The sequence below is a fragment of the Celerinatantimonas sediminis genome (genome assembly GCF_046054195.1).
Taxonomy (GTDB): domain Bacteria; phylum Pseudomonadota; class Gammaproteobacteria; order Enterobacterales; family Celerinatantimonadaceae; genus Celerinatantimonas.
Genome location: NZ_JBEQCS010000012.1, coordinates 66,630 through 91,368 on the forward strand (window position 1 = coordinate 66,630; position 24,739 = coordinate 91,368).

At 43.7% G+C, this 24,739-nt stretch carries 21 protein-coding genes; 3 read left to right on the top strand and 18 right to left on the bottom strand.

Features of this window, described 5'->3' with window-relative positions; all coding sequences use genetic code 11:
* Positions 1-33 precede the first annotated feature (33 nt).
* The 5 genes from pseI to ABTQ23_RS14015 all read right to left on the bottom strand — a co-directional run bounded on the left by pseI (position 34) and on the right by ABTQ23_RS14015 (position 6,677).
* The gene (gene pseI / locus ABTQ23_RS13995) at positions 34-1,071 is read right to left on the bottom strand and encodes a pseudaminic acid synthase (RefSeq protein ID WP_408616355.1); all 1,038 of its coding nucleotides are present in this window, start codon (positions 1,069-1,071) and stop codon (positions 34-36) included.
* A gap of 82 nt (positions 1,072-1,153) precedes the next feature.
* The gene (locus tag ABTQ23_RS14000; protein ID WP_408616356.1) at positions 1,154-2,449 is read right to left on the bottom strand and encodes an NRAMP family divalent metal transporter; all 1,296 of its coding nucleotides are present in this window, start codon (positions 2,447-2,449) and stop codon (positions 1,154-1,156) included.
* A gap of 241 nt (positions 2,450-2,690) precedes the next feature.
* Positions 2,691-4,058, bottom strand: a complete 1,368-nt coding sequence (locus ABTQ23_RS14005; protein WP_408616357.1) for a sigma-54-dependent transcriptional regulator — start codon at positions 4,056-4,058, stop codon at positions 2,691-2,693.
* Positions 4,055-5,095, bottom strand: a complete 1,041-nt coding sequence (locus ABTQ23_RS14010; protein WP_408616358.1) for a sensor histidine kinase — start codon at positions 5,093-5,095, stop codon at positions 4,055-4,057. Before ABTQ23_RS14010 ends, ABTQ23_RS14005 begins: the two co-directional genes overlap by 4 nt.
* Positions 5,096-5,204: 109 nt before the next feature.
* Positions 5,205-6,677, bottom strand: a complete 1,473-nt coding sequence (locus ABTQ23_RS14015; RefSeq protein WP_408616359.1) for a sigma-54 dependent transcriptional regulator — start codon at positions 6,675-6,677, stop codon at positions 5,205-5,207.
* 365 nt (positions 6,678-7,042) lie between these two features.
* Between ABTQ23_RS14015 and pseB the strand changes: the two genes are divergently transcribed.
* The 3 genes from pseB to ABTQ23_RS14030 are packed head-to-tail and all read left to right on the top strand — an operon-like array spanning position 7,043 to position 9,615.
* Complete coding sequence (gene pseB, locus ABTQ23_RS14020) at positions 7,043-8,026, top strand: UDP-N-acetylglucosamine 4,6-dehydratase (inverting) (protein WP_408616360.1); 984 nt, start codon at positions 7,043-7,045, stop codon at positions 8,024-8,026.
* 1 nt (position 8,027) lies between these two features.
* A complete protein-coding gene (pseC, locus tag ABTQ23_RS14025; protein WP_408616361.1) occupies positions 8,028-9,203 on the top strand; it encodes a UDP-4-amino-4,6-dideoxy-N-acetyl-beta-L-altrosamine transaminase in 1,176 nt (391 codons plus the stop codon).
* A gap of 7 nt (positions 9,204-9,210) precedes the next feature.
* Positions 9,211-9,615 (top strand): hypothetical protein, encoded by a 405-nt coding sequence (locus ABTQ23_RS14030; protein ID WP_408616362.1) that lies wholly within the window; start codon positions 9,211-9,213, stop codon positions 9,613-9,615.
* Between the two features lie 64 nt (positions 9,616-9,679).
* Here the strand turns inward: ABTQ23_RS14030 and ABTQ23_RS14035 are convergent, their stop codons facing one another.
* The 13 genes from ABTQ23_RS14035 to flgF form a co-directional block, all read right to left on the bottom strand.
* On the bottom strand, positions 9,680-12,511 hold the full coding sequence (locus ABTQ23_RS14035; RefSeq protein ID WP_408616363.1) for a motility associated factor glycosyltransferase family protein: 2,832 nt from the start codon (positions 12,509-12,511) through the stop codon (positions 9,680-9,682).
* A gap of 15 nt (positions 12,512-12,526) precedes the next feature.
* The gene (locus ABTQ23_RS14040) at positions 12,527-12,832 is read right to left on the bottom strand and encodes a hypothetical protein (RefSeq protein ID WP_408616364.1); all 306 of its coding nucleotides are present in this window, start codon (positions 12,830-12,832) and stop codon (positions 12,527-12,529) included.
* Between the two features lie 5 nt (positions 12,833-12,837).
* Positions 12,838-13,254, bottom strand: coding sequence for a flagellar export chaperone FliS (gene fliS, locus ABTQ23_RS14045; protein ID WP_408616365.1), 417 nt, complete (start codon positions 13,252-13,254; stop codon positions 12,838-12,840).
* 24 nt (positions 13,255-13,278) lie between these two features.
* Positions 13,279-14,808 carry a flagellar filament capping protein FliD gene (fliD, locus tag ABTQ23_RS14050; protein WP_408616366.1) on the bottom strand — a complete coding sequence of 510 codons (1,530 nt, stop codon included), beginning with the start codon at positions 14,806-14,808 and terminating at the stop codon, positions 13,279-13,281.
* 17 nt (positions 14,809-14,825) lie between these two features.
* Positions 14,826-15,212 carry a flagellar protein FlaG gene (locus ABTQ23_RS14055; RefSeq protein WP_408616367.1) on the bottom strand — a complete coding sequence of 129 codons (387 nt, stop codon included), beginning with the start codon at positions 15,210-15,212 and terminating at the stop codon, positions 14,826-14,828.
* Positions 15,213-15,255: 43 nt separating this feature from the next.
* Positions 15,256-16,083, bottom strand: a complete 828-nt coding sequence (locus tag ABTQ23_RS14060) for a flagellin N-terminal helical domain-containing protein (RefSeq protein WP_408616368.1) — start codon at positions 16,081-16,083, stop codon at positions 15,256-15,258.
* Between the two features lie 515 nt (positions 16,084-16,598).
* Positions 16,599-17,429, bottom strand: a complete 831-nt coding sequence (locus ABTQ23_RS14065; protein ID WP_408616369.1) for a flagellin N-terminal helical domain-containing protein — start codon at positions 17,427-17,429, stop codon at positions 16,599-16,601.
* 349 nt (positions 17,430-17,778) lie between these two features.
* Complete coding sequence (flgL, locus tag ABTQ23_RS14070) at positions 17,779-18,990, bottom strand: flagellar hook-associated protein FlgL (protein ID WP_408616370.1); 1,212 nt, start codon at positions 18,988-18,990, stop codon at positions 17,779-17,781.
* A gap of 5 nt (positions 18,991-18,995) precedes the next feature.
* On the bottom strand, positions 18,996-20,954 hold the full coding sequence (locus ABTQ23_RS14075) for a FlgK family flagellar hook-associated protein (RefSeq protein WP_408616371.1): 1,959 nt from the start codon (positions 20,952-20,954) through the stop codon (positions 18,996-18,998).
* An 18-nt stretch (positions 20,955-20,972) separates the two neighbouring features.
* The gene (gene flgJ, locus ABTQ23_RS14080) at positions 20,973-22,004 is read right to left on the bottom strand and encodes a flagellar assembly peptidoglycan hydrolase FlgJ (RefSeq protein WP_408616372.1); all 1,032 of its coding nucleotides are present in this window, start codon (positions 22,002-22,004) and stop codon (positions 20,973-20,975) included.
* A gap of 12 nt (positions 22,005-22,016) precedes the next feature.
* Positions 22,017-23,126 (bottom strand): flagellar basal body P-ring protein FlgI, encoded by a 1,110-nt coding sequence (locus ABTQ23_RS14085; protein ID WP_408616373.1) that lies wholly within the window; start codon positions 23,124-23,126, stop codon positions 22,017-22,019.
* A 27-nt stretch (positions 23,127-23,153) separates the two neighbouring features.
* The gene (flgG, locus tag ABTQ23_RS14090; RefSeq protein ID WP_408616374.1) at positions 23,154-23,942 is read right to left on the bottom strand and encodes a flagellar basal-body rod protein FlgG; all 789 of its coding nucleotides are present in this window, start codon (positions 23,940-23,942) and stop codon (positions 23,154-23,156) included.
* An 18-nt stretch (positions 23,943-23,960) separates the two neighbouring features.
* Positions 23,961-24,710: a flagellar basal-body rod protein FlgF gene (flgF, locus tag ABTQ23_RS14095; RefSeq protein WP_408616375.1), complete on the bottom strand. Its 750-nt coding sequence runs from the start codon at positions 24,708-24,710 to the stop codon at positions 23,961-23,963.
* Positions 24,711-24,739 lie beyond the last annotated feature (29 nt).

A 24,739-nucleotide genomic window follows, 5' to 3' on the forward strand; every position in this document is an offset into this window, starting at 1 on the left:
TTAGCATTGATAATGTTTAGAGCCTTTATGGCGTTAAATCATCTCCCAACGCAAGCACTCACCCGCTTTGACATCCTCGCGTAGAGCACGCCCTAATAGACTCTCAAAATGACGAGGCGCTATCTCACCACCTGGGCGCGCCGTACGGATATTTTCCCGCGATAAAACAGTGCCTGCGCACAGGTCGTATTTGGCATAAATGGCACGTTGCATCTGGCTTGTGGATGGATAATCAACCTGACCAATGGCGGCTGATGCCTGATGAACAGCTTGAACCATCTGTTTAAACTCGCTTGGGTCAAGAGAGAAAGCCTTGTCAGCGGTATCATGGGATTTATCCAGCATAAAATGCTTTTCAATCACACTAGCGCCAAGAGCCACTGATGTCACTGGCACACTAATGCCAAGTGTATGATCCGACAACCCCACCGGACAGCCGCTCCATTTAGCTAAATGAGGGATCGTTTTTAGATTCATCGAGTCATAGGGGGCAGGATAAGCACTCGTACACTTTAATAAACATAAATTAGGGTTGTTGTGCGCCTGCATGATATTCATCACTCGCTGAATATCGCCAACTGTTGCCCCACCTGTAGAGACGATAACAGGCTTGCCAGTGGCGGCAACTGCTTCAATAAGTGCCAGCTCAATAATTTCAGCCGAAGCAATTTTATAAGCAGGGAAATCAAGCTCTTCTAAAAGCTCAACAGCAGACACATCAAATGGTGATGAAAACAAAGTGATATTGGCTTTTTTAGCCTCTTCAGCAAGCACTTGATGCCAATCCCATGGCATGGCAACCTTTTCATAAAGCTCATAAAGCGACTGCCCTGCCCATAGACCCTCATTAAGCTGAAAATGTGGCAGAGAGCTATTGATTGTTAATGTGTCAGCCGTATAGGTCTGCAGCTTTATGGCATCCGCACCACATTCAGCAGCGGCATGAATAATCTCTTTTGCCCGATTTAAAGAACCACCATGATTGGTCGACATCTCGGCAATGATATACACCGGACTCTGCGCTCCAATCGTTTTGCCATCAAGAGTCATCTGCTGGTTCAGTAAATTCATGTTTTAACCCTGAGCTAAAATTAAATCATAACAAAAAGAGCGCCTTATCTGCGCTCTTTGTAAGTATCGGCTTAAATGCAATTTACATAAGCCATTTCCACCAAATAAATAGCAGTAAAAAAGCAAATAGATAAATTAGCCCAGCATAATTGATAAGCTGTCCGGCAAAACTAGGACGCAGTTGCTGCGGGACTTTATCACTATTTAACAAGCGGTGATTTAACCACGCAAACATAGGTGTTGTCATAAACGCTAACGTCATCGCAAATCCTAACATCACCAACAATGCCGAATGGAAAAACAAGACAATCGCATAACCACTTAAACCAATAAAAATAACCCAATAGCTGCTGTAGCGCTCGTAACGTTGGCTAGAGCGCTCATCATCGGTATCTTTATCCACAACCAGACGAATGGACTCATTTAACATTCGAGCATAACCATCCATCACCGTGATGACTGAGCCAAAAATACAGAAAAAAGCGATCATGGCAATTAAATAGCGCGACCATGAACCAATGGTTTGAGCGTAGATACTCACTAATTGGTGAGTAAAGCCAACCCCACCATTGGCAAAGTCAGTGCCACTACCGCGCAAAACAAGCGCCCCGAGCGATAAAAACACCAGAGCTAAAATAGCCGTGGAAACATACCCCAAATTAAAATCAAACAGAGCACTAGCGCGAGTGACAACCTGCGTCCGACGCTGTTTCACCAACCATAGTGAACTGATGCACGACATCTCAATGGGCATCGGCATCCACCCCATCGTTATCACCAAAAAGCCAATCGTTGCCAATTGCCAAGGCGATGGCGAGTGATAACCAGCAGGAGCCACAGGGCCATTGATAATAGCAATTATTAAAGCTCCAACGGTGGCAACACTTAATGCCAACATAATAAATTTAGAAACTTTATTAAGTAGCGAAAATTGCCCAGCAACAACAATTGCCAACGACATCACTAAAACAATTCCACTTAGCACAATCAGTGAAAGTTTTACTGGTAGAAAATAACCTAACAGACTGGCAGCAAACATAATTAATGCTGCAGTGTTAACCATGGAAGAGAAAAAATTAATGACCCAGCTTAAATATAAATAACCTTTTCCCATGCGCAGATAACCTTTTAAAAGGCTTTCATCCGTTGCCATTGTGTAAGCAATTCCAGCGCGGAAAAATGGATATTTAAAAGCATTTGCAGCGATGATTAAAATAGCCAGTTGCCAACCAAATCGTGCCCCGGCCTGAGTTGATGCGACCAGATGGCTTCCCCCAATTGCTGCGGTTGCCATTAAAATGCCAGGCCCTAGAGCCTTGAGTGCTGTGATAAAACGCGCAGTTGATGTTGCTCTTCCCTGCGCAATGGTGTTCTCCATGGTATACCCTACGTTAATAACAAACTAAATAGTTATTTCAAAATAAATAAATTATTTAAACAAGGTTGCTATGATATCAGTTAATTTAAAAAATATACTTTAAAAAAGTGATATTTTTCTACTTATTTAATTACCGAAACTAAGTTATTCATACTGATAAAAAAAGCCAGCAAAGCTGGCTTAAAGTACTTCTTGGACAATGAACTGGTTAATTATGCATATAACGACTGCTTTAGTTTAATTAAGCGGGCAATTTAATCCCTTCTTCACGCATTCGAGCTAATTTATAGCGTAAGGTCCTTGGGCTAATACCTAAACGCTCGGCAACTTCTTTTCGCTTACCGCGGCAACTTTTAAGCATTTCAATAATAATCTGGTTTTCTTGCTGTTTAAGCTCACTTCCTAACGCCGGAGCTTCTTGCTCTTCGTTAATCGGTGAATGAGTCTCCATTGCGACCATATTGATGACCGATGAGACACTGGGTAAATCCCCTTCGATCAGAAGATGGCTCTCATCAACCTGATCGGCTGCCAAAATAATGGCTCGCTGAATAACGTTATCTAACTCACGGACATTACCCGGCCAGCTATAACTTAATAATTTTTGCTGAGCAGCCAGAGTGAAATCGAGATCTGCCCGGCCCGCCTGCTGCGCATGTTTCATCAACAGATGCCGTGCGAGCGGTAAAATATCTCCGGGACGCTGTGCTAACGGTTTCCAAGTCAGTGGAAACACGTTGAGCCGATAATATAAATCTTCACGAAAATCACCTTTAGCAACATACTCTTTTAAATTACGGTTACTTGTGGCCAAAACTCGAACATTTAATGAAATCATCTTACGACTGCCGAGACGCTCAACTTCACGCTCTTGCAAGACTCGCAATAACTTAGCTTGTAGAGCTAAATCCATCTCACTGATTTCATCTAACAAAATAGTGCCATTCTGGGCTTGTTCAAATTTACCAGGACAGCCTTGGACAGCCCCGGTGAAAGCCCCTTTTTCATAGCCGAAGAGAGTTGCCTCTAGCATGTTTTCTGGTATCGCCGCACAGTTAATCGCCACAAAAGGCTGATCGCTACGCTGTGAATTATCGTGAATATAACGGGCTAACACCTCTTTACCTGCACCACTTGGGCCACAGATCATCACAGATGCATCGGTTTGAGCCACTTTATCAGCCAGTAACAAAAGCTGTTCGGTGCTTGGATCTCCATAAATGGGCTGGCACGTCTCAACTTTTTGCGCCGGAGCATAACGGCCAACCTGATTAAGCAGAACCTCTGGCGAAAAGGGTTTAGCGATATAATCAATCGCACCTTGGCGCATCGCTTGAACCGCTGAGTCAATACGAGCATACGCAGTCATCAGCAGTACTGGCAATTTGGGATATTTTGCCTTAATACTCTGCAATAGATCTAAGCCGCTGATGCCGTCCATCTGGACGTCACTCACCACTAGATCAATGTCCTTTTCACTCAACAAAATCAACGCTTGTTCGCCACTTTCAGCTTCTTCACACTGATAACCAGCAATTAAGAGCGTATCTATCAGGGCTTCTCGCAACCCTGAATCATCTTCAACGACTAAAATTCGTGACTGACTCATTCGCTTAAGCCTCCTACGACTTGAGATTGTTGACAGATTTGATGCACAGGTAATGTCGCGGTAAAACAACACCCTTCACCGGGGCGCGAATCCACTGCAATTTCACCGTTATGAGCTTTGATGACTGACTTAACAACGGCCAACCCTAAGCCCGTACCATTTTGTTTGGTCGTGACAAAAGGCTCGAACAGTTGCTCTTGTACATGAGCTGCAATACCAGGGCCACTATCAACGACGGAGATCTGTACCCGTTCACCATCAGTTCGAGCATAAAGCCCAATCGTATCGCCATGTTTACTTACATGAGCTGCATTATCGATTAGATTAGTCAACGCTGAAACCAAGCAGTTACTGTTGGCCATAATGATGACATCCGGCTCACAATAACCGATATCCAGATGCAATTGGCGCTGAACTAATTTAGCTTCAATCGCACTTTTCATTTGCATCAGTAGATGAACAACGGAAACTTGTTCAGCAATTGGCTGCTCGCCGTTACGAGCGAACAACAACATGTCATTGACCTGATTTTCCAAATCAGCTAACCGCGCCATCATCTTGGATTGAAATCGACTGCGGGCCGCTTCGGGTAAATTTTCATTGGATAAATTCGAGCCATAAAGCATCGCCGCCGACAGTGGCGTGCGAATTTGATGAGCCAGTGATGCGACCATTCGCCCTAGTGCTGAAAGTTTTTCCAAACGAGCCATTGAGGCCTGCAGCTGCCGAGTGGCGGTCACATCGGTTAACATAATGAGCTGACTATCAGAATCAAGCAACGTGGCCAACGTCAACTGAACCCGCTTGCCATCAGGTAACGAGAGTTCATGACCATCATCAGCCTGTGGAATGAAAAGCTCTAATGCAACTTTTGACCAACGCTCACCCTCAAGCTTAACGCCAAATAGAGTTTGCGCGGCCGGATTGGCTTTGGCAATGTAGCCTCGCTGATCGAGCAATAACAGCCCGGAAGGCAATACATCAAAAACCTGTGCCAGCTGATGTTCGGAAAAAGACTGACAAAGTGGTGATTTCACAACGCTCGTCCTGTGTCAAAAATCTGTACTTTGCATCAGGACTTTCAAATAGCGTGCCAAATTAAGGAAAGAAAAGATTAAATATTTAACTGATTGAAAAATTTAACATTTAATCTTTATTTAATTGGTATTTTTTCATTTTTTCGACCAATGTCGTGCGACGCATTTTTAACTGTTCAGCGGCTCGAGCCACAACACCATCTTGTTGATCTAGGGCTTGGCGAATTAAATCAACCTCGATTTCACTGAGAACATCCTTAAGATTTAACCCCTCGTCAGGCAATCGACAAGCAAGGCTACTCGCATCGATAGTTGGCTCGTTTTCATCACCAGCAAAAGAGCTCGCAAATGCCGAAGCCTCACCCGATTCAGCATCATCGCTAAACATTGCCATCAACGCATCACGCTCGGTGAGTAAATCTGCCACATTAGGTTCAAAATCATCGCCATCAATATGGCGATATTTCGGCGGCAAGTCACCCACATCGACAATCTGATTTGGGTGCAAAATCACTAAGCGCTCGACTAAGTTAGATAGTTCTCGAATATTGCCTGGCCAACCATGTAACATCAATGATTCAACACTTCGCTGAGTAAAGCGGATCATTGCTTCATGCTGCTGCGCATGTCGCGCCACCAGCTCCTGCAATAAAATCGGAATATCATCACTGCGCTCACGTAAAGAAGGAACTTCGATAGGAAATACATTGAGCCGATAAAATAGATCTTCTCGGAAATTGCCATCGGTTATCATCGATTCAAGATTGCGGTGAGTCGCGGCAATAATGCGAACATCGGCTTTGATAATTTTACTGCTACCAACCCGCTCAAAAACCCGCTCTTGCAAAACTCGCAGGAGTTTGACTTGCATTGGCATCGGCATGTCGCCAATTTCATCTAAGAATAATGTTCCACCTTCCGATAATTCAAAGCGCCCTTTTCGCGAGGAAAAAGCGCCAGTAAAAGCGCCTTTCTCATGGCCAAACAATTCACTCTCTAATAGTTCAGCCGGAATAGCACCACAGTTAATCGGCACAAATGGCCCATCAGCGCGTGATGATTGCTCGTGTACAGCTCTAGCCACGACTTCTTTACCCGTTCCCGATTCCCCAAGAATTAAAACATTGGCATTGGTATGGGCAACTTGATCAATGAGATGGCGGATCTCCTGCATCGCTATCCCTTTACCAACCAAGTCGCGAGATAATTTCACGGCCGATTTACTTGGATGCGGAAGCTGGGCTAAAAATGTTTGCGCCCGATGCAGCAAACGAGTCAGTTGGTCATAACCAAAGGGTTCACTGATAACACCCAAATAATTGCTACGTTGATGAAAACTCTCATCCACCTCAGCGCCAATAATCATCAATGGCACAAGCGGATTTTCATTTGCCAAGGAGCTTAGCTGGGAAAGCTTACCATCAGCAATCAGAATAGGATTAGCAGACTGAGCAATCACGGCTGATAGTTCATCTTGTTGGCAACAGCGACTTTGTTCACCAATAAACTGTAGTACTGTGAGCAGAGCATCACAGCGATGCTGGTTAGAATCACAGACTAAAATCGTCGTACCTAAATCCATTCATTGCCTCTAGTATTAACTAATTCATTATCGTTAGTCCTTGTCAGACCAACAAATTTTAATCACGCGTCAAAATATAGCAAGTATTTGCTACATACACCGACAAAATACTGACACCTATATTGATCTCAAAAACATTCCAAAAAACAGATTTGATTCATAAAGTTAAATATTTCATACAAATTTAGGCTATAAATAGCATGTCAGATATTTGCCATCGAGCTATTAGCAAATAGGCACAAAACCTGCTTGCAAAAGTAGCATTCGGCCCGAACCATTGCGCTATGTCATGCATAACCAACAAATAATGCTAAGATAGCGCTTAGGTTAAATCGAGCCACTATATAGAGTTTAGGACAGCTAGCATGTTTAATGACAAGCAGATATTAATTACCGGCGGAACCGGTTCATTTGGCCAAAAATTTGTAAAAAAATTGCTCAGTGATTATCACCCAAAGCGAGTTGTAATTTACTCACGTGATGAGCTTAAGCAGTTTGAGATGCAGCAGATTTTTCCGCAAAGCTGTATGCGTTACTTTATTGGCGATGTCCGTGACCGAGAACGTATCACAACTGCAATGCGTGGTATTGATTACGTGGTACATGCAGCCGCCCTTAAACAAGTTCCAGCAGCTGAATACAATCCAATGGAATGTATTAAGACCAATATTAATGGTGCTGAAAATGTCATCCACGCAGCGCTTGCCAATCAGGTAAAAAAAGTAATCGCACTATCGACCGATAAAGCAGCTAATCCAATTAATCTCTATGGTGCAACAAAACTGGCTAGCGATAAGCTGTTTGTTGCGGCCAATAACATGGTCGGGGCTATCCAAACTAGTTTTAGTGTCGTGCGTTATGGCAACGTTGTTGGCTCACGTGGCTCAGTTGTGCCATTTTTCAAAAAGCTCATCGCCAACGGGGAAACTTCACTGCCTATCACGCATGAAGATATGACCCGCTTTTGGATAACCCTTGAGCAAGGCGTGCAATTTGTTATCGACAACTTTCAGCGCATGCATGGCGGTGAAATTTTTGTCCCCAAAATTCCATCGGTACGAATTGTCGATTTAGCCAAAGCACTGGCCCCTGAGCTCACCACACATGTCATTGGAATTCGCCCCGGAGAAAAATTGCACGAGGTCATGGTTCCAGCGGATGACTCGTATCATACCTATGAATTTGATGATCATTTTCTAATTGCGCCATCAATATCGTTCAATAGTCGGCAAAATAATTTTCAGGTTAATGCCTGCCAGCAAAGTGGCAAACAGGTAGAAATTGGATTTTCCTATAATTCATTAGATAACCCTGACTTTTTATCTGTTAACCAAATTCGCGATTACTAACATGGCAAAAGCAATTTATTATGGAAAACAAACCATCGATCAGCAGGATATCGATGCTGTATGTGAAGTTCTGCATAGTAATTTACTCACGCAAGGGCCTTATGTCGGCCGGTTTGAGCAAGACTTAGCAAGTTATGTGAATGCGCCACATGCAATTGCCTGTTGCAATGGGACCGCGGGATTACATCTAGCATGCATGGCTCTTGGCATCACCCAAGGCGATGAGGTCTGGGTGTCTGCGGTGAGTTTTGTCGCCAGTGCTAACTGCGCTCGTTATTGCGGTGCCAACGTGCGCTTTGTTGATATTGACCCAACGAGCGGAAACCTAAGTATCGAGGCACTTGAAAAAATGCTTGCCAAAGCTGAGCATTTTCCAAAGGCATTGATAGTTGTCCATTTGGGCGGCAACAGTTGTGACATGGCATCGATTGCCAAGCTCTGTCAGGCTCATCGTATTGCCATCATTGAAGATGCTTGTCATGCTTTAGGGAGCACTTATCACAATGACCCAGTTGGAAGCTGTCGCTACAGCGATTGCTGCGTTTTTAGTTTTCACCCAGTAAAAACCATTACCACCGCTGAGGGTGGTATGATCACTTGTAAAAGTCAAAGCCTTGCTAAACGGCTGCGCCAGTTCGCAAGCCACGGCATTAGCAAAGATGCGGATGACTGGTCGTATCCAAATTCTGCCCCGTGGTATTACGAGCAACAAACACTGGGATACAATTACCGCTTAAGCGATCTACAGGCTGCTTTGGGGATTGCGCAACTACGCCGAATTGACGATTTTTTGCAAAAACGCCGTGCCATTATCGAGCGCTATGAACAGGCATTTGTTGGTAATTCACTGGTGAGCATGCAACAGATCACAGCTCACAGCCACTCAGCTTACCATCTTGCATTGATTCAATGTGCAGATTCCAAAATCCGTCAAAAAATTTATCAAGCGCTTGGTGACGAACAGATATTTTGCCAACTGCATTATATTCCTATTTACCGACAGCCCTATTATCGTCAGCTAAACTCGACTGAGTTTCATCAATATCCTGGCGCAGAGGCCCATTATCAACATGCCCTGTCACTTCCTGTGTACCCAACTTTGAGTATTGATGAGCAAAATCGTATTATTAAGTTAATCGAGCACACTCTTCACCCATATCTGCAACTGTCAAATTGAGGAAGCCATGGACTCAGTAAATATTAAAGAATTAATGCAAGCCTCAGCCCTTGATGCCGTTGCTTTTGCAAAAGAGCAGCAAATTGACCTTGATGGCAGCATTAAAAGTATTGAGATAGTCCAGCAACTACTCGAACAATTGCGTCATGAATCACTCAGCGAAAAACACCTATTTACGCTGTCCTATATTTTTGGTGCATACATCGGTGAGATTTTTATAAAAAATTATGGTGGCCATTGGTTTCATCAGGAAAAACAAGGTGATGAGCCTCCACAAACATTTATCATCAATGAGCCATACAGCTACGCATTTCCTGGGATTGTTTATCTCTATCTGATGGGGCAAGAGCAATATTCACTCGTACATTATTTTGACAAAGTTGCCAAGCAATACTCTTGCGATGAGTTATAAAAACTCCGATAGCAAACGAACAAGCCATGAATACTTTCATGGCTTTTTTGTAGCGATGCTGAGCTTAAAAATCTAGTCCCGGGGTATTATCAAACTCACCTAAACAATTTTGATAATGTTCATTGATAGCGCTCAGATAATCTCGCCAGATAGCTTTACCTTGTTCATAACGTTCGACACAACGCATTTCATCTTCACACGAAAAAGCCAGACGAGTCAGATACGTTAGGCAAAAATTAACCGACCCACGCATCAGTACAAAAAATAGTGAATGACTATTTCCAGCCGCTTGCCCAAGTACGGCCATCTGTTGCATCTGCTGGTCTAAAACATCCTGCCAACTGTGACATTCGTTATCTAATATCTGTTGCATTTGCTCAATATACGATGCAAACCCGTTATCATTAAACCAATCATCGAGTGATGTAGCCATGGCGGTTGTTTGCGTATCATAGGCATCATTAAGTAACTGCTGGCGAAAAGCCGGTTTATCAATAGGTGGATTTAAAATCAGCAATTGTTCTGGATGCAAAGCAATAGTGCCGTTGATATAGGCACCATCACTGGTGTTATAGCAATCCACATTGGCATAAAGCGCCAGCGTCTTTTCGATAATCTCAGCCGAGTAGCGAAATTCATATTTAGTAAAGACAAACTCATCAAAGTTACCTGGCACTCGAAGCCCAACACCGTGCTGCGCATAGTCATAAATTTCTGAGCCATCTTGCTCTTTAAAATACGCAGATTGCTGACTGTGATGGTAACGTGGGTCTTTAAAACCTAAGTCTACCCCAAATAGATATAACTGTTTAAATCCAAGAGCTAGAACATAAGCTATCGCACAATTAGAAACGGTGGGATAGGAATATAAAATATCCTGATAATTATCCGCGTCAGGGTTGGCAAGCAGATGCGCTAAAGTGGCCGCTTCTCCCCTTTTAAAACACAAGAACGTCTGGCGAAACAAAGATGAGACATCAGGGTGAACACCGTTAACGGTGAGCAAATCAATCTGAGCCAACCACTGGCTGTCTGGAACTTGGCGGATCCAGTGATAAGTTGAGCGAGTTTGTTCCACCTCAGCGTGAAAATCGGGGCGAATACCATATTTATACAGAGCCTTCAGACTCGTACCACACGAGATAATAATGGCTCGGTCTTGATATTCTCTAAGTGTATCAATGCAGCGGTCCAATGACGGCCCATTACCTACAATAAACACCGGCAACTCTTCCAACTGCTGATTGAGCGCTTTAGAACGCTGCTTCAACAGATAGGGCTCATTGTTCAGTAAAGATTGGCGCGTATGCGTCCAGTTATAAAAGGCATGATCATAATATTCACTGATATTGAGCAACACCTTGAAGTGCTCACGCGTATGACGAATATGCTGGTCAAACTGGCTCTGAAAATAACTAACGTAGAAAAAGGTATACGAAAGAATATGAATACCGCTGTAATTGAGCCGGTTGAGAATATCTTCAACCATGTTTTCGCCATTATCACCGACGTTAAGGTATAAATTAGCCCCCAAGTTATCTAAACGCGCAAGAATCGGCTGCCAATCAATCAGCAATAAACTGGCATAAAAATAGTCACTATTGGGTTCATAGACAATCAGATTATCCACTTCATGCTCAAGCGCTAATTTTTCAAAAGCAATCCCGACACCTAGGCCATACATAATAAATGACGGCAGTTTCTGCGGCAGCTTGTGAAATTGCTCCACAGGCAATGATTGCACGAGATCTTTGAGCTTATCGGAATATTTGTAGTGAAGATACGGACTTTTTTTACGAGTACCTTTACGCGCATCCAATACATCAAGCTTTGGTCGGCGCGCATAGTGTTCTAGATATGCCAAGCTTTCGCTTTTCGCATCATTAAGATAAAGCGTCACCCCCAGCTCAACATCCAACAAGTTCCACTGTTGATACTGATTTTGGAATAATCGCCAGCGTTTACTCTGGTAGTTGTTAAATGAGTGGCTAATATCCGGCAAATACTGCTCAAATACGCTTAAATTTTTTGCTAACAGAGTGTTATCAAGCGCATCGCTATGAGCAAAGTAATGGTTGATTGAAAAACCAAATTCACAAACGCGTTCTTGCTCAAATTGCAAACTAGCTAGAGCCGTCAAGTTATCCCATCGAACATTGCCAAGCGCCAGCTCTAGTTCCATTTTGGCAAACAGCGGATATTGATAATGGCGGAACAGATGAAAACTTTGCCCTGGAGAGCGCTCTAAGTAGCTCTCAATGGGAAGTAAGTTATCATTGCCATCTAGGCCCGTTTGAATGGTGATAGAAATATTGTTGACGTGGCAGTAGTCAAAAAATTCATCCCATGGCGCGCTGAGCAATGACACTTTGAGCAGGTCAAACACTGGCTCAACTATCAAAATGGACTGCCAAGGAGCACTCTTAGCCAACTCCAAAAGATGATAACCAAGGCCACAACCAAGAATAACGAGTTGTTCTGTGGCACTTTGTATCAGCGCTTGATAACGCAGCTCTATACCCGGGAAAATATCTAAAACGCCTGCGCCATTTTCTTGACTTAACGAGACGGAAGGATAATCCTCATTTTTATTAACCATCAGTGCCGCGCGGCAAAAATCTGCCACCTGAGTGGCACTCTCAACCATCGGTTCAAGTGGATACAATGAACGCCCAAGATGAATATCTAAAACACTTATCTGTTTTTGGCGGTTAATAAATGGGGAAAAGGTAACAAGCTGATGAGTGTTGAACTGCTCGGCAAGTGTTTTATCAAACAACATCCAAGCTTCAAGATTTCGTTTTTGGCGACTCAGTAACTCTGGCGCCAGCTGTGCTTCGTTTGCTTGCTGAGTCTGTTCGTCTAAACAAAGCTGACAATCAATCACATTGAGCATAGTGGTCGTATCGTTTTAACGTTGCGGATTATAGGTTTTAGCAAGGCGTTTCGCCTGACTGAGCGCAGACAATTGCTGCTTAATTTCATCTTTACTATCAGAGATTTGCGCGCTTAGCTGTTGCATGCAAGCGAGACGACGCTTAAGAATGGGCGAATTGGACCCACATTGAGCAGTCAGCTGCTCGAGTATATTTTGATGTTCACTGAGTAAAAAATGAACTTGCCCAATATCACTATCGGGCAATTTAAGTATATCAACTAACTGAGCTAGTAACGTATCAGAACGTGTTTCTAGCTGAGCTAATAATTCATCATCCATGAGCACTAAACAGCATTACGCTGACTATAAGCTTCTTGTTTTGCCGACTCGGGAATTCGATCCCACGCTGATTTGATTGGCAATAAAATTTCGATAACATCAGCGATTTGTTGTGGATCGTTACTCACTGAAGCTTCAGATAATTGCTCCAACATAAAGGTATACAGGTCGTCTAAATTGCGAGAGATTTCTCCGCCTGCTTTATGATCAAGCGTACTACGTAACGATGATATAATCGCCGTTGCCTTAGCAATAGGTTTTGCTTTATTCGCCAAATCCTTACGTTCAATACATCCCTTGGCTACTGCTAAGTTCTCCAATGCAGATTGCATTAGAAGTTGAGTTATTTTATGAGGATCAGCTGTCGCGATCTGATCACGAATACCCACCTGACGATATTGATGTATCCCTTTTTTATACATAACGACATCTCTCAACTTTTTATATTAAAGGTGACTCTGAACATAATTCATCTGTTCTTTGAGTCCGGCCATTGACTTATCAAATGCAGAATATTTATCGCGTAACGTTTTTTCATATTGCGTCATACGATCATTCAACGCCGTTTGATCTTCGCGGACGCCTTTTAACCGGGATTGAACAGACTGCTGCCGATGATCAAGGATCCCACCAGTTTCTTCATAACTTTTGACAAATCTGGCAAAACGCGTCCCGATACCATTATCCGATGCAAAAAATCGGCCAACTTGATTTAAGTCACCATTTAATTGCTCTTTTAATTTGGTATCGTCGACTGATAACTTCCCTTCACGGTCCATTTTAACTCCCATACCATAGAGAGTCTGAACACGCCCAGGTTGTTCTGGATCCCTTACGCCGCTGCTGACAATCTTACCCATTGCATAACGCATCGTACGCAACATAGCATCACCACTAAGTGGTTTGTGATGGGTATTATCAGCACCTTTATGAACTTGCTGAGGTTTGCTGTATTTATCAATCTGAGTCAGTACCTTGTTATAAGTATCGACAAAATCATGAACATTCTTAACTGCGGCCTCAACATCTGGCTCAATGGTCAACTGGCTCGATTTACTGGTTTTTTCATGGACTGTGAGATTCACACCTGAAATGACATTTTTAAACTGATTGGTATCACTGGTCGCTTCTAACCCATTGATCCGCACCTTGGCGCCTGATGCAGTTTTAGTGGTCTGAAAATTAGAAACAAAATCTGCCAGCTGAGAATTTGAAGTTGTAACCACTAAATCATTTGGATTGCCATTATCCGGATTATTATCGTTATCTAACCCAGACACTGAGCTATCGAGCACAAAATGGGTGCCATTTTCTGAGTTAATTAAGTTTGCGGTCACACCGAAGTTTTTAGCATTTTCGTTAATGGCTTTACGAAGCTGCTCAATGGTCATTCCCGATTTCACATCAACATTAAATGATTTTTCTTTGCTCCCCTGACCCACCTTAAACGTCAGCTGCGCAGATGCTGCTGATGTTCTATCAGCAGTGTTAGATTTATAGATTGCTTCTGTGCCGGACTTATAAACATTAGTAGAAGTTAATCGAGAACCTTGCGCAAGCTGCAAGACATCGACCTGATAAGTCCCGTTTACGGCCCTTCTTGAAAGTGAAACCTGATAAGGCTGCGCCAAGTCATCCGATGAGCTGGCAGCCTCAGAAGATTTTTTATCTTTATCTGATGATGTTGAATTGACCGAATTTGCGGTAGCTTCAGACACTTTTTGACCGTCAACTAATGCCTGACGGGGCAAAAATTGTTGAGGTTTCGTCGCTTTATCAACTGCTTTGCGAAAATTACTCAACGCTGACTTTACGCTTCCCACCGCGGAAAGCGTAACGTTCAGAGTGTCCTGGCGTTTTTTAATACGCTGTTCTTGAGGTTGGCGTTCAGCATTTATAGAAGCATTCATGAGCGACTCTAAATCGAGTCCGCTACCTACACCTGCAGCTGTCAGTCCTGCACCTACTCCTGCCATAATTGTCCGCCGCCCTCTTACACTATTTTATCGACAAGTAAACCAGCCTGCTCAGTAGCATTTTGATACTCTTTTAGTCTAGTGGATATTTCCCGAAGTTCCTGTGAAGGGATCTCCCGGATCAATTCATGGGTATCGGTATTGTAAATTGACGTTACCAATTCCCCGCCTTGTTTATCCACCTTAAACCGTACTGCCGTTGATTGCATCTTGAGGATCTGATTAACCGCATCAACTGCATTAACAATATCCTCTGATGACATGGTCGCAGGGTTCGGGCTTGAAGAGCCTTGCAAATTCCGCGCCGATTTAATCTGACGCGCCACCTGCGCAGGCTCTGAAGAGTGTTGATAAGCCACCGATGACCGATCACCTGTCACGACTGAACTAATATCATTTGACATATTTCAGCCTCCCGTCAAAAACTGCCTTTATCTAATCAGCAGATTAGATCAGAGCTAACGCAGCTTGTGGACGCTGATTTGCCTGTGCCAAAATCGAAGTACTGGTTTGCTGCAAAATTTTTGACTCAGTCAATTTTGCGGTTTCTTTTGCAAAGTCAGTATCACGAATTCGAGAACGAGCAGACGTTACGTTTTCAGACACGTTAGTCAAGTTACGGATAGTTGAGTCAAATCGGTTCTGAATCGCACCCAATTTAGCTCGTTGGCTATCCACAGCCTTAATCGCTGTATCTAGGCTACCGATGGCGGCGCTAGACTGACCGACAGACTGAACTGACAGATTAGACAGACCAAGACCTGTAGCACCCCAACCATTAGAGCGACTAATATTCACACTAATATTTTGGTTTGCACCGGCGTTTGCACCAACCAGGAATTTCGCTGAATAACTCCCGTCAAGCAGGTTTACACCACCGAACTGGGTCGTCTGAGATACACGACTCATTTCAGTTTTCAGTGAAGAAACTTCTGCCTGTAATGCATTACGGTCATCAGAGTTGTTCACACCATCTTGAGATTGTACGGCAAGAGTACGCATACGCTGCATCATGGTGGTTAACTCGTCCATTGCACCTTCTGCTGTTTGCGCAACAGAGATACCATCTTGGCCGTTCATAACTGAACGATTCAGACCCTGGATTTGAGATGTCATTCGGTTTGAAATCTGCAGACCTGCTGCATCATCTTTAGCCGAGTTGATTCGCTTCCCTGAGCTTAAGCGTTGATATGCCGTATCCAGTTGAGAACTAGAACGAGACAGGTAACGCTGTGCGTCTAAGGATGACACGTTAGTATTGACTACTAATGCCATAGTTTGAGCCTCCTAAGATTAACCTCTCTATCTGAACCGGATAGAGCGGCCTAAAATCAGGAAAGGTTGCTGAACCCTGACAGAAGTGAACCTCTTCATGTCAGACAACCTTCCCTATTACTGAAGAAACTTTTCTCTTCGCTTATCAGTAACGGCAATGCCACGGCAAACTTTAGATCTTTTTTAGCAAAAAGAGGAATTAATTTGCCGTCAAAAAACAAGCGTAGCAAAAGAGGCAGAAAAACGGATTAAAAACACGGGGGCTCATCACTGTTCTGAGGGAGTGTCAAAATAAAAACAAAAACTTGGCATAATTGATGCTTTTGAATTGATGCAGTCTGAACCGCTGCAAAAAAAGCCAGGTTTGGACAACCTGGCTAAATCGCTCATGTGATAGGAGATTGGAGCGAAACTATAAGCGCTAAATATAATTCTAGGAATTGAGCCTCCTAAGAGTGTTATTTATATGCGCGAACCTCCTAGGACGGTGGACTGAACCCCACCGTCCTTTTTTATTAGCCCAGCAGAGACAAAGCAGCCTGTGGACGTTGGTTGGCCTGAGCCAAAATGGTCGTAGCGGTTTTCTGAATAATCTGGTTTTTAGTCAGACTTGCAGTTTCTTTGGCATAGTCAGTGTCTTTAATTCGAGAACGCGCTTCTGTTACGTTATTCGAAATGTTCGTTAAGTTTCGAATCGTTGACTGGAACCGGTTCTGAACCGCACCAAGCTTAGCTCGCTGTGAATCCACTTTTTTAATCGCACCATCAACGGTTGCTACCGCCGCTGACGCTTGCGCGACACTCTGAACACTCAAGCCACCAAGACTCAGGCCGCTCGTGCCCCAACCACCCGTGTTTTGAATATTCACACTGATGTTTTGTTGTTCGCCAGCATTAGCCCCAACCAAGAACTTAGCAGAAAATGTTCCGTTAAGAATATTCACGCCACCGAACTGGGTCGTCTGTGCCACTCGGCTCATTTCTGTTTTAAGCTGAGAAACTTCCGACTGCAATGCGTTACGGTCATCTGAGTTATTCACACCATCTTGCGATTGAATCGCCAAAGTACGAATACGCTGCAGTGAACTAGTTAATTCGTCCATCGCCCCCTCAGCAGTCTGAGAGATTGAAATCCCATCTTGGGCGTTCAATGATGCACGATCCAAACCTTGGATTTGCGAAGTCATTCGGTTTGAAATCTGTAACCCTGCTGCATCATCTGCTGCAGAGTTAATACGTGAGCCAGAAGACAATCGCTGAAATGATGTATTTAATGCTTGACTTGATTGACTTAACTGACGCTGTGCGTTTAACGACGATACGTTAGTATTGACATAAAGTGCCATAGTTATATCTCCTATCTACAATCTGATCCGCTTTTATCGGCTTTTTTATGTTGTCGACTTATATCCTGCCGACTTACCTTATTTAACGGCTGAGATGTCGATTCCTTTAGGACTTTTTTGTCTGTTTAAGAAGCCGAGCAATCCAGCAACCCCCTTCTATCCCGGGGACATATATGCTATCGGCCTACAAACGAAAACATTAAGGAACTTTGTGGATTATTTAGAAAATTTTTTAATTAATTAAAAAATAGTAGAGATATAAATAAGATATAACTTCAAATTTAGATAAATAAACATCTAAAACAAATAAAGGACCATATAGGTCCTTTATTTAACTTAAATAGCGCGACTAAATATAATTAAACAGCGTCATTTTACTAATCTTACTATAGGCCGCATACGAGGTATTAAGTGCAAGTTCTGCTTTAGATAATGAGGTAACCGCTTTAGAAAAATCGACCTCACCTAAAGATGCTCGCGATTTTTTATTGATGATATTAATCGCTGATTGAGCATTTCCTAATGAGTCCAGGCCGTTTTCTCGTGCGCCAATAGAGCCCATGGTTAAGTTTAATTTTTCAGTCGAGTGATCAATTCCAACCAAAAAGTCTTCTTGGGCCTGATCATAGTCTTGCCCTTCAATATTAGGGTCTCTTAAAACATCGATAAAGCGCCCAAGAATATTTAAAATATTATCCTTTTCAGGCTTTTGTAAGGTGAAAGATTCAGTCGTTCCCGGATCAGAGCTAAGCTTGATTTTTAACCCTTTAAATAAAAACGGTTTACCTACTTCATAATTTCCTGAAGCGAGCTCTTTGCCATCACTGTTGGTAATCGTGTAACTGTTCGGACCACCATTACTACCGGATGAAGTTGAGACCGTATAGGTGTTTGCATCCGGGGTAACATCAGAATAGTTGTTCTTATAAAAGGTATCATAGGTTTTCTGCTCACTCACATAAGCATAAATCCCATCAGAATCACCTTTTACACGTCGACGCAAAGACACATTCTCAAACGCATCTTTACCGGTGGTATTGTTTTGCACATAAACTGACGCGCCAACTTTTAATCGGCTATTGCCATTATCGCCTACGTAGTGATAACGCTGACCATCAAATACATAGGGTTGAATTTGTGACTGAAAACCAGCAAAAACATAATCACCGTTGGCATCTCGGGTGTTGACCAAATCGGCCATTTGCCCTCGAATCTGTTCGAGCTCTTTGGCCATGGAACGGCGCTCATTCATCCCGTTAAGACCATCACCAGATTGAACGCCGAGAACTCGCGCTCGCAAGGCCGAATCATGCATGCTGTTGAGGATGTTCTCCTGAAAACTTAAGGTATTTTCTAGAGACACGCCATTATTCTGATATTGATCATTCTGATTAATATCAGTATCAATCGCCATTTTCTTCGACATATCCGCAGGTCCATCACCTGCTTGTAACAACCGTTTATTAGTCACTAGCTGAGTGTTGGCTTTTTCGACCTGCTGTTGAGACTGTAAGATCCCATTCATCGAAGTATTGTAAAGGCTCATTGTTGCAACACGCATGATGACTACCTCAAAGCATTAAGAATGGATTCAAATGTCTTTTGCGCCACGCTAATAACCTGTGCTGATGCGGCATAGGCTTGCTGAAAACGCACCATGTTGGAAGCTTCTTCATCCATGTTGACTCCAGAGATCGATTTTTCCCAATTTTCACTCTGCGTTTTAAGTGACTTAGCAGCAGCCGTATCTAAGCGGGCTTCAGAAGTATGGCCACCGATAAAGCTCACCATCGCAGTGTAGGCATCATTGAAGGTCATTCGGTCACTCGTTTGCTCATTAGCAAGCCCTTTACGCACCGATGCTTTTTGCTGCAGATCCGCCAGCTTCAAACCGTTAAAGTTATCTGCGTAACCTTCAGTGTTATAGCTTATGGTAAAGACATCGCCAGGTTTTGCTTGGCCGCTAATTGAAACGTCATAACCTGGATTTAGCTTTGCCTGAGCTAGAATATTACGCCCATCATCAGTTGCAGGAACCGTAGCCAATTTATGGCCATCCTCATCGTAGATGTCATAGCCATTGTCTTTGTTCACTTCAATACGCTGAGGCGAATGGATGTTGAGTTTACCAGGGGCCTCAAAACCAGAGCCATCGCCAGTATTAGTGACACTAGATAACGTAATTTTGGCATCACTAATGTTATGGATATCTTCATCAACTCGAACCGGCGCTGCCACTGCAAGTTTTTCTGGTTGAGTCATGGCTAACTGAACCTTTTTAGCTGCTTCATGAGCAGGACGCAGCAAAAATTTGTCACCACTGGCATAGCCGCCAGAGGAGATGTCCATACGTAGTCCATCGATTTCAAAATCACCAGATGTTGAGCCTTTAACGGGCTCACCAACGGTTTTGCTACCATCTAAACGCTGAACGGTAAAACTGCTACCACTATCAAATTTAATTAGATAATCATAACGAGTCAGTTCCTTATTCTTACCAGGAATCACTTGTGCACTGACTTTGCCATCGCCCTGATTTTTATTAAGCGCTAGCCCTTCAAATTTTGGCAACGAAAAGATATCGCCACCTAAATGCCCTTCTAAATCCATACCGAGGCGGTTTTGTTGGTTAAATGAATCCGTCAATGACAGTGCTATCTGCCCCAACCGATTACGACTTGGGTTCATCACGCTGTCTCGATAAACTAATAATCCATCAATCGCACCACCAAGCTGACCAGGATTCATCTTTGCTTCAGTCGTTTTCCAATCAAGGAACACTTCTTCTTGGGTTGGATCAGGATTACCGGGGCGCAAATCTAAGGATGCATGGTTTTTTTCTGTCACCAACGCATGGCCATTTTTCATAAAGACGAGTTTTGCGCCATTGGGCTGTTCAATCGTGTGGATTTTGATAATTTTTGATAGATCAAGAATCGCTTTATCGCGCTTATCTTTTAGTGTGGCCATTGAGCCTTGCTCTGGCGAATTATGATGGCTCATAATCTGCACATTCATCTCTTGCAAGCTACCAATAAGCTTATTCGCCGTATCAATTTTTTCTTTTAATTCACCGTTAAAATGGCGCTGTTGTGTGGCGAATTGATCGTCAAGCAGACGAAAACGCCGTAATAAACCGGTGAAGCCATTTAAAGTTAAGGCGCGGGTTGATGTGGATAGCGGGGTATCATTCATCGCGTGAATATTAGCGAAGGTTTTATCTAAATTGGGGTTAAGCGACAGTGAATCATCACTGACGACTTTATCTATTTCTGAGATGCGATCAAGATACGATTGTTTTTCATCATAATCAGAGGTGGTGCGCCAAACAGACTGCTGTGCAAACTGGTTAATGATTCGGTTGGTATGGCCGCGCCCGACACCACCAGTAATTTCTGGCTGATACTCAGTACGCTGCATTGAATATCCAGGAGTATTAACATTGGAGATGTTATTACCAGTTGTCACTAATAATCTTTGGTGGGCTAAAACCCCTGAACCACCAATATTTAATAAATCCGGCATGACTGGTATTCTCCATTATCAATTCTGATACTTTGATAACACCTCGCTATCAAGTATCTTCTGCATCTTGGCCGCATATTTAGGGTCTGTGGCATAACCCGAACGTTGCAATTGTTGTGCAAACTGAGCAGGATCTTGGCCATTTTCTAAAGCCTGCTGATAACGCGGTTTTTGCATCAACGCCACGTAATCTTTCACACTGTCAGCATATGATGAATAAGCTCGGAAATTTTCCTGCTTAGGTTTTGCAACCCCTTGTTCATATTCCAGTGTTTGCACTCTCAATTTCGGCCCTTGCCAACCCTTTGTGGCTTTAATCCCGAATAAGTTATGGCTACTATTGCCATCGCCATGGGCCATCACCCGTTTGCCCCAACCTGTTTCTAAGGCCGCTTGCGCGACAACTGCCAGCGGTGAAATTCCCGCGGGTGCGGCAAATTTTTGAGCAATGGGCAACAGCGTCTTAACAAAATCATCTTCAGAGGCAAATTGCTGCCGTTTGATTGCCGCTGTTTTTGGCGCTGGCACGGACGCAACCTGACTCTGCGTATAAACTCGTCGTGGCTGAAACTGCATTAATGGATCATGAGCAACTTTCTTGCCAGTTTGTGGTTTTGCTGCCATTTGATCTAAAGAATGACTATGCCCCATTGCAATCGATGACATGCGAGAACTTCCTGGGCGCAATTGGCTAGCCGGAATGACATTGGCGCTATCTGGATCAAGCTGCTGAACAATCAGATCTGCCAATCCAAGCGAGCCATTTTTAGAGAGATCTAAAGACAACTGTTTGTCATACATCTGCTGATAGTTCTTCACATAACGATTGTTATTGATCGAATCTTCACTTGAAAATTGGCTGTTGGACTTGCGCATCTCTTCGAGCAGTTTCTGCATAAACAATGCTTCGAACTGATGAGCGACAGCTTCTAAAGCTTTATGTGGATCTTTTTTTGCTTCACGGCGCAGCTCATCCAGCTGATTTAAGTTGGTATAGCTTTGCTGCTGCGCCATCGCATTTTGCATCAACATTGGGTTTTTCAAGTCCATACCAACAAATCCTTATATGACAATTAAATCGCCCTGAATGGCACCAGCCTGTTTGAGCGCTTCAAGAATTGAAACCAAATCACCAGGAGCCACCCCTACCCGGTTAACGGCCTGAACTAAATCATCCAATGACGCACCAGACTGAAACTTGAACATCCGTCCATCGCCTTTATCGACCTGAATATTCGAATTTTGGGTAGTAACTGTATTTCCACCAGCAAGCGCATTAGGCTGAGAAGTAGTTGGATTTTCAGATATTTTGACTGTGAGCCCACCCGAGGTAATCGCTGCTGGCAACAATTTGACATCTTTACCAATCACAATGGTGCCAGTTCTTGAGTTAACAATGATCTTGGCTGATTCTTGAGCTGGCTGAAACTCAATATTTTCCAATGTAGAGAGATAATTCACTCGTTGAGACGGATCGCGCGGTGCATAAACTTTAACTGATGTGGCATCAATTGGTTCGGCTGTGCGCGGCCCAACCATTTTATTAATCGCATCCGCTAATCGCTTAGCCGAGGTGAAATCAGGCTGCTTTAAATTAAAGGTGATAAAATCCCCCTGATCAAAAGGCGATTTAATGGACTGCTCAACAATGGCGCCATTAGGGATACGCCCCACGGTCGGAGTATTGGCGATAATTTTAGAACCATCAGCCCCTTCAGCGCCAAACCCACCCACAATCAGGCTTCCTTGAGCCAACGCGTACACCTGTCCGTTTGCCCCTTTAAGGAAGGTCTGTAATAAACTACCACCACGCAAGCTTTTAGCCTGACCAATGGCAGAAACAGTCACATCAATACTTTGCCCTGGCTTTGAAAAAGGTGGCAATGTCGCCTGCACAGCAACAGCTGCGGTATTTTTAATTTTCAAACTGGTATTGGGCGGAACTTTAATCCCAAAATTACGCAGCATCGTTTCAAATGATTGATCCGCAAAGGCATTGCCTGATTCGCCAGTCCCAGGCAAACCGACCACCAAACCATAACCCAACAATTGGTTATTACGAACACCAGCGACATCAGCAACATCTTTAATGCGCGTTGCTTGAGCCTCAATGGCTATCAAGCTGGTCACTAGAGCCAATAATGTGACAAACCATTTGCATCTGTTTTGCATGGCCACGATTCCTTTATCCATCAACGACTAAAGCTGCTGCGTTGCGTAGTTAAGCATCTGATCAACACTTGAAATGACTTTCGAGTTCATCTCATAAACACGCTGCGCTTCAATCAAATCAACCAGCTCAGCCGTTACATTCACGTTTGATGTCTCAAGGGCACCTTGTTGAATAGAGCCTAGGCCATTTTCAGTTGCAACGCCTTCTTGGGCATCACCACTAGAGGCTGTCGCTACGTACAAGTTTTGCCCTTTAGGTTCTAAACCTGAAGGGTTTACAAAATCGGCGACAGCAATCTGCCCCACAACCTGTGGTTGCTGCTGACCGGGAAGAACCACACTGACTTGGCCATCTTCCGAAACAGTCATGCTCTGAGCATTTGCTGGAATTTGAATTTCAGGCTGGATCGGATAACCAGAACCTGGAGTTACCAGCGTGCCGTCTTGGTTCAGTGAAAACTGACCATTTCGGGTATAGGCCATTGTTCCATCAGGCATCTGAACTTCAAAAAAGCCTTTACCGTTGATCATCATATCGAACGAGTTATTTGTGGTTTTCACGTTCCCTTGAGAAAAATCTTTTTGGGTCGCAACCACTTTGGAACCGGCACCAAGCATCAAACCAGTTGGTGTTAGGGTGTTTTGTGACGAACGTCCCCCTGGCTGATTGACGGTTTGATAGAGCAAATCCTCAAAGACACCTCGACCTTTTTTATAACCAACCGTACTGGCGTTGGCCAAGTTGTTCGAGATAACTGACACGTTAGTCTGCTGAGCATCGAGCCCTGTTTTACTAATCCATAATGCTGGGTTCATAGAAAATAACCTCCAGTATTAACCACGTAAATTAAGTAGGCGAGTCACAGAGCGATCATCATCTTCAGCTGTTCGCATCATCTTGACCTGCATATCATAGTTATGCTGTAAATTAATCAGCTGTGTCATTTCCGCGATAGGATTGACATTACTCGCCTCCAAAGCCCCTTTGATAACTTCAACATTGGCATCGGCTGTAATTGGCTGATTATTGGCCAGACGGAACAGACCATCAGTGCCTTTACGCAATTCTTTAATCGATGGATTGGCAAGTTTGATTCGGTTCACTTCTTCCATTCCATCAGGCGGAGCACCTTGAGGACGTACCTCAATCGTTCCATCTTTATTAATGTTAATTTTCTCAACGGGTAACGGAATAATAATGGGTTGATTATTATTACCTATCACCGGATGCCCTGTGGCAGTTTGCAACACGCCAGCAGCAGAAACCGTCAAATTTCCATCACGAGTCAATGCTTCCTGGCCATTGGCATCTCGAATTGAGATCCATCCCTGCCCGGCTACCGCAACATCAAGGTCTCGCCCGGTGGTTTTGAGTGCCCCCGGGGTAAAGTTCTGACCCGGATTTTCACGCATAGCAAATACTCGGCTAGGCAAACCTTCGCCATAAGCCTGCATCGCACGAGCCTGCTCAAAATCGCTTTTGAACCCCGTGGTGTTGGCATTAGCCAAGTTGTTACCGTGCACGGCCAAAGCATTCAGCCCTTGGGATGCGCCAGTCATTGATATATAGAGGTACTTATCCACTACTGTAATCCTGCGTCAAATGGATGACT